Consider the following 15,870-nt stretch of genomic DNA (forward strand, 5'->3'; position numbering starts at 1 on the left):
ACCAATGAACCCGTCAAGGGTCTGGACCAATATGGAATGACGGGTGATCAGTTCCTTTGTGGCCAAGGGCCTTTCGGGCCTGTCAGCGCACGTGGACGGTTACCGTGACGGTCTTGAGGACCGCTGGAAGCTTGCTGGTGTCGACCTTCAGGATCTCGCCGCTGTCCTCGGTGCCGGTGGCCGGCAGCGTCTTCTGGTGAACGCCCCAGACCCCGTCGGGGTCCGCGGTGGGGCTGCTGTCACCGTTGTCGCCGATGTAGTCGATGCCGAAGTCGTCGTCGTTGGACAGGTACAGCGTCCGGCCCGCGTCCGTGGTGGCGACCCCCTCGACCTTGTCGTGGCCGAACAGCTTTCCGGTCGGGTCGAGTTGGCTCAGCAGCGTGCCGACCTGGAGGTACGGCTGCTTCTGTGCCACCTGGACGCCCGCCGCGGTCAGCGCCGCCAGCGCGGTGTCGGTGTCGTCCGCCCCGACGAAGGCCTCCGGCGACTTGCCACCGATGGTCAGGCCGCTGACGTCGGTGGCGCCGTTGGTGTCGATCTCGTAGAGGGTCTTGTTCGCGAACGGCTCGAAGTTGCCGTCCCGCTCGTCGACCAGGAACTTCGTGTTCGACAGCGCGGTGATCTCGCTGGTGGCGTCCCCGGTGCCGGCCGGGTTGTCCAGCAGGTAGAGGTACTGCTTGGTCTGGAACGTGCGCAGGTTGATGGTGACGATGCGGGTGGCGGCGACCTTGGAGTACTTGGTGCTGCCGAGGTCCGGCAGCTGGAGCGCCGCCTGCATCGCACCGACCAGGGTCGAGCCGTCCGGGGTGACGGTCAGGCCCTCCATGCCCTTGTTGTTGGCGCGGTGGGCCAGCTCGGCCGGGAGATGGCCGACGATGGTGTGGAACGCGTTGTTCGGGCTGTCCTGGTCGGGGGTCAGCCGGCCCAGCTCGTAGCCGTTGGCGTCGAAGTGCGTGACGTAGGGGCCGTACTCGTCCGACACCCAGAACGTCCCGTCCGGGAGCGCCACCAGGCCCTCGGAGTCGTACCCGTCCGGGTCGTTGGGGATCGGCACGCCGGTCGTGCCGTGGCTGTCGGCGACGCTGTCGATCTTCTCGTTGGTGTCGGGGGCCAGCGGGGGGCGTCCGCTGTAGGGCTGGCCGTAGACCCCGGCGGGGCCCTTGACCTTCTTCGGGCCCTTCAGGGTGACCGTCCTCTGCAGCTCGGCCTTGCCGTCGACCAGCTTGAACTCACCGATCTGCGGCGTGAAGCCGGGCAGCGGCTCGGACTTGTTGCCGACCGGGTCGTCGGCGTTCGGGCCGCGGTCGGTCAGCCCGTAGAACCAGCCCGCCCGGCCCGGCACCGGCGCCAGCGAGGAGCCGTAGCCCTCGCCGGAGATCGAGGTGGTGCTGCCGTTCGGGCCGGGGACGGTGCCCAGCGGCGGCAACGGGGAGCCCTTCGCCGAGGCGTCCTTGAACAGCTGGACGGCGTCGGTCGCGGTGTAGCTGAAACTGTCGGTGCCGGTGAAGCCCGGCTTCGGCGTGTAGCTGAAGCTGCCGTCGGCGTTGACCTTCACCGTGCCGTCGGACGGCTCGGTGTTCCGGACGACGGCGGTCGCCCGGTAGTCGTTGCGCAGGACGTTGCCGGTCACCGTGCCGTGCCCGGTGTAGGAGTCGGCGACCACGCCGAAGTCGTGCGTCGGCGCGGACAGCCAGCCGACACCCTGGGCCACGGCGGTGCCGGTACCGGCCAGGGCGACGGCCACGGCGATCGCGAGAACAGCGCGGGTACGCTTATGAGAAAGGATTCCTGAGGTCACGTCAATGAACGTGAAGCCCGACGGTGAACCCCGGGGCGGTGTCCGGTGAACACCCGACATTCGCAACACGAACACTGGCGTCGCGGTCAGCGGGTGCGTCCCCGGGCTTCAAGGGGACCAGGGGTCCCTGCACAGGGGATCGAGCCCGGCCGCACTGGGCCGCAGTCAGCCATGCCCCTCAAAACCCTGGTCAGCGATTCGGCATCAGCCAGGCCTGCGAACAGACGGGATCCGCGTGGCTGACCTGGCCCGGCCCGGGACAGCAAGTCCGCCTCGACGGTGGTGCCCCGGAGCAGCATGCCACCGGCTGTCGGCAGCAGCGGTTCGGAGACACTGGAGCTTCGTCATCTTCGAACGTGCTGGTCAGCGGGGCTGGTGTGCGGGCTGTCCGGGGTACTCGTGCCGGTTGAGCGCGGGAGTCTGCGGCCTTGATCGTCCGTCAGTGCCTGGCTTCGAGGTTCATGAGCACGAGCAGGGCGCGCAGGAGGGCGGTGGCGCGGGCGGGGGCGGGGGCGGGGGCGGTGCGGAGCTTGGTGAGGATCCGCCAGTTCTTCAGGTGGGCGAAGCCGTGTTCGACCGGGGCGCGTCCGGCGGCCAGGATCCGGGTGGCCTGCTTCTGGCCCGGGGTGAGCCTGCGGGCGCGGGCTTCCGTCCCTGACGGGATCGGAAGGCTCGGGAGTGCAGACGCCGACGCTCCAAGGCGATGTCAACATCCCAGCTCAGCGCGTGCGTCCCCTAGGTTTTAGGCGGATTCCGGGCAGCTCCGGCGCAGGGATCGAAGGCCCGTCGTAGCCCTGCACCGTGCCGAACCGGTCGCCGTTCATCCAGTCCTCGCGGGCCTGGGTGATCTCGTCGTGGGTCCTGGCCACGAAGTTCCACCACATCACCAGCTTCTCCTCGAACGGCTCGCCGCCGAGCAGCAGCAGCGCGCTGTCGGAGTCCGCGCGCAGCGGCAACTCCCTTCGGCTGCAGCCGAGGTAGAGCATCGAGCCGGGCTCGACCGGGACGCCGTCCACCTCGGCCCGGCCGGACATGGACAGCACCGCGTACTCGAAGTCGGGTTCGACCGGGAGCCGCGCCGAGGCGCCCGCGGTGAGCGCCAGGTCCGCGCCGACCAGCGGGGAGAAGGTGCGGCCGGGTGAGCGGGAGGTGTCCAGCTCGCCCATGATCACGGTGGCCCGCAGGCCGGGGGCGGAGACCTCGGGCAGCAGCGGATGGTGCTCGAAGTGCGGGTCCGTGCCCCGGTGCCGGTCCGGCAGCGCGACCCAGAGCTGCGCGCCGTGCAGCCGCGGGCCGTGCTCCCGCGGGGACTGCTCGGCGTGCGAGATGGCCCGACCCGCCGTCATCAGCCCCAGCTCGCGCGGCCGTACCGTGGCCACGCTGCCGAGGCTGTCCCGGTGCAGCACCTCGCCGTCGTGCAGCCAGCTGACGGTCTGCAGGCCGGTGTGCGGATGCGGGGCGACCTGCATCCCCGGGGCGCTCTCGATGTCGTCCGGGCCGTAGTGGTCCACGAAGCACCAGGCGCCGACCATCCGCCGGCCCAGGTTCGGCAGCAGCCGCCGCACCACGGTGCTCTCGCCGAGCGGCACCAGCTTCGGCGCCAGCAGCTCCCGCACCGGCCGACCCGACACGTCCTCCCGGCCACCGCACACCCGCGCCTGCGGCTCCGTCTCCAGGTTGCTCATGACCGCAAGCCTAGGACGGCGCGGCCAGAACGGCGGCCAGGCGGTGCAGGCCGAGCACCGCGTCGGCGCCGAACATCCGCGGTGCATCCGGGAGGTGGCGGACCGCCAGCATCGCGTGCAGGACGTCCCCGTTGGGGCGGCGGCTCAGCGCCCGCAGCAGTAACTCCACCTGGTCCGGGCCGTCCCCGCGGCCCGCCCTGGCAGCGCTGTCCGCCCCGCCGACCCCGCCCCCGCGCGCCGTCCGGCGCCCCGCGCCGGCCAGGGTGTCCCGGCACAGCAGGTACGCGTCGCCGCGTCCGCGGACCAGCTCGGGCCGGTCGTTCAGGCCGAAGACGGCGATGGTCTGACGCCCCTTCGGGGTCCGCCCCCGGTAGAGCCCGCTGCTGAACAGCAGCCGCAGGTGGTCCGCCGGGTCGTCCCGGCTCGGGTCGATCAGCAGGCACTCCCCGCTGACCTCGTCGCAGGGGTACAGCTCCCGCTTCTGGTTGCTGTTGCAGTACGAGCAGGCGAGGAAGTGGTTCAGCCAGTCGAACGCCCGCAGCGGGGCCAGTGCGATCGGCTGGAAGTGGTCGATGTCGGTGCCCATGCTGTCGCAGCAGTACATGCAGCGCGCGCTCTCGCCGGTCATCCGCAGCAGCGACCGGCGCAGGCCCTGCCGGACCGTGCGGGCACCGCTCCACTCGCGGCGGACCGCGGCGGTGCTGAGGTCGGTGCGGTGCAGTCGCTCGCCGCGAAGCCGCAGCCGGTGCGCCAGGTCGGGCGGGAGCGGCTGCCGCTGAAGCGGGATCACTCGCGGCGCCCGAGCAGGGCGGCCACCTCGGCCGCCCTGGTGCTCAGTGAGCTGGTCAGCTTGGCCGACAGCTCCTCGTACTCGGCGCGTTCGGCGTCGGTGGCGACGCCGTCCATCATCGCGCCCTCCAGGTCGCCCGCCCGGAGCCGGAGCCGCTCGGCCTCCGGCGAGAACGGGGTGTCCAGGCCGAACAGCTCGGACATGATCGCGTCGTCGCCGGTGCCGTAGACGACCCGCTGGTAGAGGTCCACCGAGACGACCTCGGGGGCGGTCCGGTCACCGGCCGAGCCGAGCCGGATCAGGCCGCCCGGGTCGGCGCTCTGGCAGATGTACGGGCTGTGCGTGGTGACCACGAACTGGACCGCGGGGAAGTGGGTCTTCAGCCACCCGCCGATCCGCTGCTGCCAGGTGACGTGCAGATGGGCGTCGATCTCGTCGATCAGGACCACCGCGGGGTAGGGCATCACCGTGCCGCTGGCTCCGAGGAGCGGGAGATCGGCGTTGGCAAAGGGGACGGCGAGCGCCCAGAGCAGGTTCAGCACCAGCGCGACCGCCGTGCGGTGGCCGCCACTCAGTTCCCGCAGCGGGAACTCCTGGCCGCCCTGTTCCACCCAGAGCCCGTCCGAGTCGACTCGGGACACCCGGAAGCCGTCAGGGAGGAGCCCGTCCCCGAGGAAGGCGAGGACGTCGGAGACGGCCGCGGAGGCGCCGTCCCTCCCCTCCAGGCTGCGGTGGTGCTCGGCGACCAGCCAGGCGATGCCCTCCGAGAGCGGGGCCTCGTCATCGAACAGGGTGGCCAGATCTGAAGTCTCTGCGGGCGCTTCGCGCGCCAGACGACGAAAAGGCCCGTAGCCAGCGAACTGGTCCTCGGAGAACACCTCCCAGTCGCCGTCGGGAACAGGCTTGAGCGAGCCCACCGTCCGACGTGACCAGACCACCTGAGAACGTGAACGCGGCCGTCCGTCCGGAGCGGACCACGTGCACACGGTCTCCACCGCGTCGACCCGACCGTCCGGGTCGAGGTAGCCGAGCAGGCGGTCGTCCTCGTCGTCCAGACCCACCGTCAGCTCGATCCGGCCCGGCTCCGCCGAGCGCCAGCTCTGCAGGTCGGGGGCGAGCGGGTAGGCCTGGGCCGGGGTGCACAGGGCGATGGCGACGGCGCGCAGCAGCGTGGTCTTGCCGGAGCCGTTGCGGCCGGCGATCACGGTCCAGCCGGCGTGGCTGCCGTCCGGGCGGGTCAGCGTCAGGTCGACGGCGCGGTCTCCGTGGAATCCCAGGACCCCGTCGATGCGCACACGTGAGACGTACACCGCCGCACCTCCTCGTCAGTCGTCAGCAGACTATCCGCACCGGCAGCGCGCGCAGCGCGTCGCGCAGGGTTGCCGCGAGCCGGTGGTACTCGGGGGTGCGGGCCGAGCCGGGACGGTGGGTGAGGCCGATCCGGCGGCCGGGGGCCGGGTCGGCGAAGCGGGCCACCGCCAGCCGCGGCGAGCGGCCGGTCTCGACGGCGACCGCGGTCGCCGGGAGCAGGGTGACCCCGAGGCCGCCCGCGACCAGCTGCACCAGGGTCGGCAGCCCGGCCGCGCGGGCGCCGCCGGGGGCCTCGCGGCAGAGGTCCAGCGCCTGGTCGCGCAGGCAGTGCCCCTCTTCGAGCAGCAGCACCTCCAGGTCGAGCAGCACGTCCCTGGGCACGTCGTCCCGTCCGGCCAGGGCGTGCTCGGGCGGGGTGACCAGGACAAAGTCCTCGTCGTAGAGCGGGATGTCGACCATCCCCGGACCGCCGGGCAGCGCCAGCAGCAGCACGTCCAGCCGCCCCGAGCCGAGCCCCTCCAGCAGCCGCGGCGTGCGCTGCTCGTGGATGTGCAGCTCCAGCTCCGGGTAGCTGTCCCGGGCCAGCTTCAGCACCACCGGCAGCAGGTACGGCGCGACGGTGGGGATGACGCCGAGGTGCAGCGGCCCGGTGAACGGCCGCCGGGAGGCCTCGACCTCGTCGGCGAGGGCGTGCAGCCCGGCCAGTATGCCGCGCGCGTGCTCGGCCACGCGCTCCCCCAGCGGGGTGATGATGACCCTGCGGGTGGTCCGCTCGACCAGCTGCGCGTCCAGCACCTCCTCCAGCGCGGCCACCGCTCCGGACAGCGCGGGCTGGCTCATGCCGATGGCCGCCGCGGCGTCCCGGAAGTGCCGGTGCTCGGCGACCGCGGCGAAGGCCCTCAGCTGGGAGAGGGTGGGGAGGCGGGTCTTACTGATAGCTCACTCCGATCAACGGATGCGAGTCTAGCTATTTCCCTGATCAGTACCCGGCGTGAAACGGTGATCTTGTCCGGTAGCGGGCGAACCCCGCACAACCCGGACGAAAACCCTCACTCTCAGCCCTGAAGGAGCGAACGTGCTCACCATCGGTGACAAGTTCCCCGCGTACGACCTGAACGCCTGCGTCGACCTCGACGCCGACAAGGCCTTCGCCCCGGTCAACCACAAGTCCTACGAGGGCAAGTGGCGGATCGTCTTCTTCTGGCCGATGGACTTCACCTTCGTCTGCCCCACCGAGATCGCCGCCTTCGGCAAGCTGAACGAGGAGTTCGCCGACCGCGACGCGCAGATCCTCGGCGTCTCCGGCGACTCCGAGTACGTGCACCACGCCTGGCGCAAGGACCACAAGGACCTGCGCGACCTGCCCTTCCCGATGCTGGCCGACGTCAAGCACGAGCTGATGCGCGACTGCGGCGTGGAGGCCGAGGACGGCACCGCCCAGCGCGCGGTGTTCATTGTCGACCCGAACAACGAGATCCAGTTCAGCATGGTGACCGCGGGCTCGGTCGGCCGTAACCCGAAGGAGGTCCTCCGGGTCCTCGACGCGCTGCAGACCGACGAGCTGTGCCCGTGCAACTGGACCAAGGGCGAGAGCACGCTCGACCCGGTCGCCCTGCTGGCCGGTGAGTGACCGATGGCCCTCGACGAGCTGAAGGCCGCGCTGCCCGAGTACGCCAAGGACCTCAAGCTGAACCTGGGCTCGGTGATCGGCAACTCCGACCTCCCCGCGCAGCAGCTCTGGGGCACCGTGCTGGCCTGCGCCATCGCCTCGCGCGGCGCGCGGGTGCTGGCCGAGCTGGAGCCGCAGGCGAAGGCCGAGCTGAGCCCGGCGGCGTACACCGCGGCCAAGTCGGCCGCCGCGATGATGGCGATGAACAACGTCTACTACCGCACCCTGCACCTGCTCTCCGACAAGGAGTACGGGACGCTGCGGGCCGGGCTGCGGATGAACGTCCTCGGCAACCCGGGGGTGGACAAGGTCGACTACGAGCTGTGGTGCCTGGCCGTCTCCGCGGTCAACGGCTGCGGCCAGTGCCTGGACTCGCACGAGCAGGTGCTGCGCCGGGCCGGGGTGGACCGGGAGACGGTCCAGGCCGCGATCCGGATCGCGGCGGTGGTCCAGGCCGTGGGCGTGACCCTGGAGGCCGAGGACCGGATCCAGGGCTGACGCCCCCCGCCCCGCGGTCCCGCCCTGCCGGGCGCCCTGCCGCGTGCCCCCGCCCCGCCGGTCAGCCCGCGGCGGTCGAGCCCCCGCCGGAACCCGGCGGGGGCTCGCCGTTGCCGCCCCCGTTGCCTCCGTGGCCATGACCGCCGTTGCCGCCGCCGCCCCCGTTGCTCCCCTGGGCCGCCTGCTGGGCCTGCTGCGCCTGCTCCACCTGCTGTGCGTGCTGCGCCGCGACCAGCGCTGCCCGGACGTCCTCGCCCGCGTGCTGGCGGGCGCGGAGGTAGCCGACGGTGCTGTTGGTCACCGCGACCAGCGGAACCGCGACCACCGCGCCGCCGATCCCGCCGACCACCGAGCCGACGGTGACCGAGAGCACCACCGCGATCGGGTGCACCCGCACCGCGCGGCCCAGGATCAGCGGCTGCAGCAGGTGGCCCTCGATCTGCTGCACCACCAGCAGTACCACCAGCACCATCAGCGCGGTGAAGACACCATGCGTGACCAGGCCGATCAGCACCGCGATGGTGCCGGTGACCAGTGCGCCGACCAGCGGCACGAACGCCCCGAGGAAGATCAGCACCGAGATCGGCACCGCCAGCGGCACCCCCAGCAGGTAGATGCCGATGCCGATGGACACCGAGTCGATGAACGCCACCAGCACCGTCCCGCGGACGTACGCGGTGAGCGTGGACCAGGCCCGCGGCCCGGCGCCGGCCATGGCCAGCCGGGCCTCCGGCGGGAACAGCCGCAGCACCCAGCCCCAGATCCGCTCGCCGTCGTAGATCAGGAAGAAGGTGCAGAAGGCGGCCAGGAACACCCCGGTCAGGATCTCGATGACGATGCTGACGGTGGAGAAGCCGAAGGAGGTGATCTGGTCGCTGTTGCTGCCCACCGCATTGGACAACTGCTGGGCGAACTGGTTGATCTGCTTGTCCGTCAGGTGCATCGGACCGTGCGTCAGCCAGTTCCGGATCTGGGTGATCGCGGACTGGATGTGGTCGGTGACCTGGTTCAGATTGGTGCTGACCTGCCAGCCGACGAACCAGCCGACCAGGCCGATGCCGACCAGCCCGCTGAGGAAGGTCACCACCGCGGCCAGCGCCCTGGGCAGCCCGTGCCGGCGCAGCCAGGCCACGGTCGGCTGGAGCAGCGCCGCGATCAGCAGCGCGGCGACGAACGCCAGCGCCACGATCCGCAGCGTCTGCACCACCCGGAACAGGATGTAGAGGCCGACTCCGAGGACGATCAGCCGCCAGATCACCTCGGCGGAGACCCGCAGGCTCCACGGCACCGCCTCGGCCGGGGTGCTCGGCCGGGCCGGGAACGGCACCACGTCGAGCGTGCCGGTGTCGAGCGGGCCGGAGGCGGCCGGGAGCGGCGGCGGGTCGTTGCGGTGCTCGGCGGCCTCGACGGCGTGCTCGGCCTCGTGCCGACGGCGCTCCAGCCGTGCGGCGAGGCGCGACGTGACCGCCGCCCAGGCCGCGACCGGCCGTGCTCCTCTGCCGTCTCGCTCCATGGCTGTCCCACCCCTTCCGCCCCGCTGCTTCCAGTCCGAACGCTACCGGGTGCCGCGCGAGGGATTGCAGGGACATACCGGGGCCGTGACCAGGCGAACATGGGAAAATCAGGTCATTCTTGACCAAATGGGTTTAGTTCCGGGAACGCCGGGGGACGACCCCACACGAGGCCGCTCCGCACACGGCGGCCGGTTCCGTGGGAGAAGTACAGAAGCCCCCGATCGGACAGGGATCGGGGGCTTCGACTTGCTCGCGGACCGGTGCGCTCGCAGAGCGGCGCACCCGCGGGTCAGTACGAGTGGTGGACCTGCCAGTAGGCCCAGGCGTCGCACGGGCTGCCGTAGCGGACGTTCATGTAGTTCAGACCCCACTTGATCTGGGTCTCCGGGTTGGTCCGCCAGTCGGCGCCGGCCGAGGCCATCTTGCTCCCCGGCAGGGCCTGGACCAGGCCGTACGCACCCGAGCTGGGGTTGGTCGCGGTGTAGTTCCAACCGCTCTCACGGGTGACGATGTTGCTGAAGCACTGGTACTGGGCCTGGCCGACTATCGCCAGCGCCATCGCCTGGACCGAGCCGGGGCTGAAGTTCTGGGCGAGCGTGGCGCGCGCGGCGGCACGGCTGGCGGCCACGGCGTCGGCGTGGTCCTTCGCGGCCTTGTCCGCGGCTGCCTTGGCCTTCGCCGCGCTGGCGGCCTTCAGCCGGGCGTTCTCCGCGGCGGCCTTCTGCGCGGCGGCGTCAGCGTCAGCCTGCTGCGCGGTGGCCTGCGCGCTGATGTTGTCGCTGATCGTCTGCGCCTGCGCGCCGGACGGGATGTCGGCGAGAAGAGTGGATCCTGCGATGTCGGAGGCCTGGTTGCTCGGCTGGGCGGAACTGCCCGAGGCAGCGCCGACGACAGCTCCGACAGCAGTGACGGCGGTGGCCGATGCGACAGCCACACCCCGTACCGAGATCCGGTTCACGCGGTTTCCTTCCAGCGTCGCCCGCATGGTGACCGCACGGACGATCTCCGCCCCTGACGCTGGCCTCCCCCATGAGCTGGTCACGGGAGGCACGGGCCCGGGGCGTTCCCGCGGGGGCGGGAGCGCCGTGGTGCTCGGGCGGCTCACGGCTGACTGCCAACTGGTGCCCAGTCATACCGCAAGCGGGGCCTGACAGAACCCACACCATGCCCGACCCGGACCCGCTGACGCAATTCCCGCCAACGTGTCGAACCTCACATGGTGGATGGGGCGGAAAGTTCGACTGATCCCCTGTGGGACGGCTGGGCCCACGGTTACGATCGGAAAACTTTGCCCTTGAGCGGGCCGGACGCATACGGAACGCCGCCGCCCCGGAGCCGGGGCGGCGGCGTTCCTCGGACCCTCCGTCAGAGCTGGATGTCCTCCAGCATCTCGGTGACCAGCGCCGCGATCGGCGAACGCTCCGAGCGGTTCAGCGTCACATGCGCGAACAGCGGATGGCCCTTCAGCTTCTCCACCACCGCGACCACGCCGTCGTACCGGCCCACGCGCAGGTTGTCACGCTGCGCCACGTCGTGGGTGAGCACCACCCGCGAGCCCTGGCCGATCCTGGACAGCACCGTGAGCAGCACGTTGCGTTCCAGCGACTGCGCCTCGTCCACGATCACGAAGGCGTCGTGCAGCGAGCGCCCGCGGATGTGGGTGAGCGGCAGCACTTCGAGCATGCCCCGGGAGAGCACCTCCTCGATCACGTCCGGCGTGGTCACCGCGGAGAGGGTGTCGAACACCGCCTGGGCCCAGGGGCTCATCTTGTCCGACTCGGATCCCGGCAGGTAGCCGAGCTCCTGCCCGCCCACCGCGTACAGCGGCCGGAAGACCATCACCTTGCGGTGCTGCCTCCGCTCCAGCACCGCGTCCAGACCGGCGCAGAGCGCCAGCGCGGACTTGCCGGTGCCGGCCCTGCCGCCGAGCGAGACGATGCCGACGTCCGGGTCCTGCAGCAGGTCCAGCGCGATGCGCTGCTCCGCGCTGCGTCCGCGCAGGCCGAAGACCTCCCGGTCGCCGCGCACCAGGCGCACCCCGCCGTCCGCAGTGACCCGGCCCAGGGCCTTGCCGCGCTCCGAGGTCAGCACCAGGCCGGTGTGCACCGGCAGGTCGCGCACATCGGGGAAGTCGTGGGTCTCGCCGCGTTCGGAGCCGAAGAGGGCGTCCACCTGCTCGCCGGAGACGGCCAGCTCGGTCATCCCGGTCCAGCCGGAGGTGATCGCCAGTTCGGCGCGGTACTCCTCCGCGAGCAGGCCCACCGAGCTGGCCTTCACCCGCATCGGCAGGTCCTTGGAGACGACGGTGACGTCGTACCCCTCGGCCTGCAGATTGCGGGCGACCGCCAGGATCCGGCTGTCGCTGTCGCCCAGCCGGTAGCCGGCCGGGAGCACGGAGGGGTCGGAGTGGTTCAGCTCGACCCGGATCGTGCCGCCCACGTCGCCCACCGGGATGGGCGCGTCGAGCCGGCCGTACCGGACCCGGAAGTCGTCCAGCAGGCGCAGCGCCTGCCGGGCGAAGTAGCCGAGCTCCGGGTGGTGCCGCTTGGCCTCCAACTCGGTGACCACCACCAGCGGGAGCACGACCTCGTGCTCCTCGAAGCGGGTCATCGCGTTCGGGTCGGCCAGCAGCACGCTGGTGTCGAGGACGTACGTGCGCCGGTCATGCAAACTCCGGCGGCTCTTGGAACTGACCACAGGGCCTCCCGGGCGGACGACCTGCTGTCGTCCGCGGCTCACCGGTCCCCCGGGCCCTGATGGCCGGGGTCACGGTCTGACCCGGTTATTCCCCGGCTTCCGCCAACCCATGCCGACCTCCACCGAACTGCCGACGGATCGTCACCGGCTGTTCAGCCGCCGTAGCGGCGGTTCCGGGCGGCGTAGTCGCGCAGCGCCCGGAGGAAGTCGACCTTGCGGAAGGCCGGCCAGTAGGCCTCGCAGAAGTAGAACTCCGAGTGCGCGCTCTGCCACAGCAGGAAGCCGGAGAGCCGCTGCTCGCCGGAGGTCCTGATGACCAGGTCGGGGTCGGGCTGGCCGCTGGTGTAGAGGTGCCGGGCGATCTGCTCGACGTCGATCATCTCGGCCAGCTGCTCCACCGAGGTGCCCAGCGCGGCCTGCTCCTGCAGCAGCTTGCGGACGGCGTCCGCGATCTCGTGCCGGCCGCCGTAGCCGACGGCGACGTTCACCAGGACGCCGGTGTGGTCGGCGGTCTCCTGGGCGGCGTCCTTGAGCACCCCGGCCAGCCGGTCCGGCAGCAGGTCGAGTGCGCCGACCGGGTGCACCTTCCAGTTGCTGCCGGGGGCGGCCAGGTCGCGCACCGCCTCCTCGATGATGCCGAGCAGCGGGACCAGCTCGTCGGCGGGGCGGTTGAGGTTGTCGGTGGAGAGCATCCACAGGGTGACCACCTCGACGCCGACCTCGTCGCACCAGCCGAGGAAGTCCGGGATCTTGTCGGCGCCGCTCTGGTGCCCGTCCACGGTGGACATCCCGGCGGCGCGGGCCCAGCGGCGGTTGCCGTCCAGCATCACGCCGACGTGGCGGGGGACCCGGCCGCGGTCCAGATGCGCCTCGACCCGACGTCCGTACAGGCCGTAGGTCAGCTGCCGGAGCACCGGCGTACGGCGGATCACCCTACCCAGGTCCATGGTTTTCTTTGCCCCTCTGAAAAGCTCCCGCCCCCGATGTTTCAGCCTACTCCGGACGCGTCAGGGGTCGTGAACCATCAGCTGGTCAAGACTATTGTTCAACCAGCTGACAAAATGAGTCCCCCGCTGTTCGCACGAGAGGCATCACACCCCGATGATCCCAGCTCCGTACCGGGCCGCCGAGACCCGCTACCACGGCTCGATGACCTACCGCAGGACCGGCCGCAGCGGACTGAAGCTGCCCGAGATCTCGCTCGGCCTGTGGCACAACTTCGGCGACGACAAGCCGTTCGCGACCCAGCGGGCGATCCTGCGCCGGGCCTTCGACCTCGGCATCACCCACTTCGACCTGGCCAACAACTACGGCCCCGGCTACGGCGCGGCGGAGACCAACTTCGGCCGGCACCTGGCCGACGACTTCCGCCCGTACCGGGACGAACTGGTCATCTCCACCAAGGCCGGCTATGACATGTGGCCGGGCCCGTACGGCGAGTGGGGCTCGCGCAAGTACCTCACCGCAAGCCTGGACCAGTCGCTGACCCGGATGGGCCTCGACTACGTCGACATCTTCTACTCGCACCGCTTCGACCCGGAGACCCCGCTCGAAGAGACCATGGGCGCGCTGGCCCAGGCCGTGCGCCAGGGCAAGGCGCTGTACGCGGGCATCTCCTCCTACAGCGCGGAGAACACCGCCAAGGCCGCGGCGATCCTGCGCGACCTCGGCGTCCCGCTGCTGATCCACCAACCCTCGTACTCCATGCTGAACCGCTGGACCGAGGAGGACGGCCTGCTGGACGTGCTGGAGGCGGAGGGGGCCGGCTGCATCGGCTTCGCGCCGCTGGCGCAGGGGCTGCTGACCGACCGCTACCTGCACGGCATCCCGGAGGACTCGCGGGCCGCGCAGGGCAAGTCGCTGGACCCGGCCGCGCTGAACGAGCAGACCCTGTTCAAGCTGCGGGCGCTGAACGACATCGCTGCCAAGCGCGGCCAGTCGCTGGCCCAGCTGGCGCTGAGCTGGCTGCTCCGCGACCCGCGGATGACCTCGGCGCTGATCGGCGCGTCGTCGGTGGCGCAGTTGGAGAGCAATGTCGCCGCGGTGCAGGGCGAGCCGCTGACCGACGGGGAGTTGGCGGAGATCGACCGCTACGCAACCGAGGCGGACATCAACATCTGGGCCGCCTCCAGCGAAGGCTGAGCGAAGGCCGACTCACTCACAGACCGCATGTGGAAGATCGCTTTCCATGTGCGGTCTGTACCTTTTTGGGATCAACGTGCCTGGTCGGAATCGATTTAACGGGACCTTAAGAGCGCACGGGCACCCTTGACAGCGGAACTGGTCTAGTCCAACTTGTGGGTCAAGCGTCACTTGCTGTCTTCCCCTCCCCCACATTGAGGACAGATCCCCATGGGCTCTCCCCGCCGCGCCATAGGCGCAGTCACCGCCTGTGCCACCGCTCTCGGACTCGGCTTCGCCGGACTGGTCGCCTTCACCGGCGGCGCCAGCGCCGACACCACCAACCTGGTGGCGAACCCCGGCTTCGAGACCGGCACGCTCTCCAACTGGTCCTGCGACGCGGGCACCGCCACCGTCACCAGCAGCCCGGTGCACACCGGCTCCCACGCGCTGGCCGCGACCCCGGCCGGCAGCCTGGACGCGCAGTGCACCCAGACCATCAGCGTGCAGCCCAACTCCTCGTACTCGCTCAGCGCGTGGGTCCAGGGCCCGTACGTCTACCTGGGCACCAGCGGCGACGGCACCACCGACGTCAGCACCTGGTCCAACAGCAGCTCCTGGAACCAGCTCAGCACCACCTTCAAGACCGGCGCGTCGACCACCAGCGTGACCGTCTACCTGCACGGCTGGTACGGCCAGGCCACCTACTACGCCGACGACGTGGTGCTGAGCGGCGCCGCCGGGGCGACCACCGCCCCGCCGACCACCGCACCCCCGACCACCACGCCGCCGACCACGGCCCCGCCCACCACCAAGCCGCCGACCAGCGCGCCCCCCACCACCACGCCGCCGACGACCGCCCCGCCGACCACCACCCCGCCCGGCAACGGCAAGCACCTGGTGACCGGCTACTGGCAGGACTTCGACAACGGCGCGACCGACCAGCGGATCAGCGACGTCAACTCGGCGTACGACATCATCGCGGTCGCCTTCGCCAACACCGACCCGGCCAACCCGGGCGGCATCACCTTCTCGCTGGACCCGACCCTGCAGAGCAAGCTGGGCGGCTACACCGACGCCCAGTTCAAGGCGGACATCGCGGCCAAGCACGCGGCGGGCAAGAAGGTGGTCCTGTCGGTCGGCGGCCAGAACGGCACCATCAGCGTCGCCAGCTCCACCGCCGCCACCAACTTCGCCAACAGCGCCTACGCGCTGATGCAGCAGTACGGGTTCGACGGGGTCGACATCGACCTGGAGAACGGCGTCAACCCGACCTACATGGGCCAGGCGCTGCACTCCCTGGCGTCGAAGGCCGGCTCCGGCTTCGTGCTGACCATGGCCCCGCAGACGATCGACATGCTGAGCGCCGGATCGGACTACCTGGCGCTGGCGCTGCAGGTCAAGGACATCCTGACGATCGTCAACACCCAGTACTACAACTCGGGTTCGATGAACGGCTGTGACGGCGGCGTCTACTCCCAGGGCACCGTCGACTTCATCACCACGCTGGCCTGCACCGCGATCCAGGCCGGGCTGAGCCCGAGCCAGGTCGGCATCGGCGTCCCGGCCTCGGCCAGCGCGGCCAGCAGCGGCTACGTCTCCCCGAGCGTGGTCGAGAACGCGCTCAACTGCCTGGCCAAGGGCACCAACTGCGGCACCTTCAAGCCGACCACGCTGTGGCCGTCGATCGGTGGCGTGATGACCTGGTCGACCGCGTGGGACGCCTCCAACGGCAACCAGTTCGCGCTGAACGAGGGCGCGTTCGCACACGCCATGCCGTAGTGACC

General features: G+C 70.8%; 14 protein-coding genes. 4 read left to right on the forward strand and 10 right to left on the reverse strand.

Features of this window, described 5'->3' with window-relative positions:
- Positions 1-82: 82 nt before the first annotated feature.
- The 6 genes from ACEZDE_RS12615 to ACEZDE_RS12640 form a co-directional block, all read right to left on the reverse strand.
- Positions 83-1,744 carry an esterase-like activity of phytase family protein gene (locus tag ACEZDE_RS12615; protein WP_380535631.1) on the reverse strand — a complete coding sequence of 554 codons (1,662 nt, stop codon included), beginning with the start codon at positions 1,742-1,744 and terminating at the stop codon, positions 83-85.
- A gap of 493 nt (positions 1,745-2,237) precedes the next feature.
- The gene (locus ACEZDE_RS12620) at positions 2,238-2,462 is read right to left on the reverse strand and encodes a transposase family protein (protein WP_380535704.1); all 225 of its coding nucleotides are present in this window, start codon (positions 2,460-2,462) and stop codon (positions 2,238-2,240) included.
- Between the two features lie 55 nt (positions 2,463-2,517).
- Positions 2,518-3,483, reverse strand: a complete 966-nt coding sequence (locus tag ACEZDE_RS12625; RefSeq protein ID WP_380535633.1) for a pirin family protein — start codon at positions 3,481-3,483, stop codon at positions 2,518-2,520.
- A gap of 10 nt (positions 3,484-3,493) precedes the next feature.
- Positions 3,494-4,273, reverse strand: a complete 780-nt coding sequence (locus tag ACEZDE_RS12630; RefSeq protein WP_380535635.1) for a hypothetical protein — start codon at positions 4,271-4,273, stop codon at positions 3,494-3,496.
- Entirely contained in the window at positions 4,270-5,583 is a 1,314-nt protein-coding gene (locus tag ACEZDE_RS12635; RefSeq protein WP_380535637.1) for an AAA family ATPase, read from the reverse strand. The genes ACEZDE_RS12630 and ACEZDE_RS12635 overlap by 4 nt, the downstream gene beginning before the upstream one ends.
- Positions 5,584-5,605: 22 nt before the next feature.
- Positions 5,606-6,520, reverse strand: coding sequence for a LysR substrate-binding domain-containing protein (locus ACEZDE_RS12640; RefSeq protein WP_380535705.1), 915 nt, complete (start codon positions 6,518-6,520; stop codon positions 5,606-5,608).
- 139 nt (positions 6,521-6,659) lie between these two features.
- On the opposite strand from ACEZDE_RS12640, the gene ACEZDE_RS12645 reads away from it, so the two are divergent.
- Both ACEZDE_RS12645 and ACEZDE_RS12650 read left to right on the forward strand, forming a co-directional pair.
- Positions 6,660-7,214, forward strand: coding sequence for a peroxiredoxin (locus ACEZDE_RS12645; RefSeq protein WP_380535639.1), 555 nt, complete (start codon positions 6,660-6,662; stop codon positions 7,212-7,214).
- A 3-nt stretch (positions 7,215-7,217) separates the two neighbouring features.
- Positions 7,218-7,751 carry an alkyl hydroperoxide reductase gene (locus tag ACEZDE_RS12650; RefSeq protein ID WP_380535641.1) on the forward strand — a complete coding sequence of 178 codons (534 nt, stop codon included), beginning with the start codon at positions 7,218-7,220 and terminating at the stop codon, positions 7,749-7,751.
- A 61-nt stretch (positions 7,752-7,812) separates the two neighbouring features.
- On the opposite strand, the gene ACEZDE_RS12655 is transcribed toward ACEZDE_RS12650, so the two are convergent.
- From ACEZDE_RS12655 to ACEZDE_RS12670, 4 genes are all read right to left on the reverse strand, one after another.
- On the reverse strand, positions 7,813-9,264 hold the full coding sequence (locus tag ACEZDE_RS12655) for an AI-2E family transporter (protein WP_380535643.1): 1,452 nt from the start codon (positions 9,262-9,264) through the stop codon (positions 7,813-7,815).
- Positions 9,265-9,554: 290 nt separating this feature from the next.
- Positions 9,555-10,223 (reverse strand): aggregation-promoting factor C-terminal-like domain-containing protein, encoded by a 669-nt coding sequence (locus ACEZDE_RS12660; protein ID WP_449341706.1) that lies wholly within the window; start codon positions 10,221-10,223, stop codon positions 9,555-9,557.
- A gap of 407 nt (positions 10,224-10,630) precedes the next feature.
- Positions 10,631-11,962, reverse strand: a complete 1,332-nt coding sequence (locus ACEZDE_RS12665) for a PhoH family protein (RefSeq protein WP_380535645.1) — start codon at positions 11,960-11,962, stop codon at positions 10,631-10,633.
- Between the two features lie 152 nt (positions 11,963-12,114).
- Entirely contained in the window at positions 12,115-12,909 is a 795-nt protein-coding gene (locus tag ACEZDE_RS12670) for an isoprenyl transferase (protein ID WP_380535647.1), read from the reverse strand.
- A 154-nt stretch (positions 12,910-13,063) separates the two neighbouring features.
- On the opposite strand from ACEZDE_RS12670, the gene mgrA reads away from it, so the two are divergent.
- Entirely contained in the window at positions 13,064-14,104 is a 1,041-nt protein-coding gene (gene mgrA / locus ACEZDE_RS12675; RefSeq protein ID WP_380535649.1) for an L-glyceraldehyde 3-phosphate reductase, read from the forward strand.
- Between the two features lie 210 nt (positions 14,105-14,314).
- Positions 14,315-15,865, forward strand: coding sequence for a chitinase (locus ACEZDE_RS12680; RefSeq protein ID WP_380535651.1), 1,551 nt, complete (start codon positions 14,315-14,317; stop codon positions 15,863-15,865).
- The last annotated feature ends 5 nt before the right edge of the window (positions 15,866-15,870 follow it).

It is taken from the genome of Streptacidiphilus cavernicola (genome assembly GCF_042510955.1).
GTDB classification, from domain to species: Bacteria; Actinomycetota; Actinomycetes; order Streptomycetales; family Streptomycetaceae; genus Streptacidiphilus; species Streptacidiphilus cavernicola.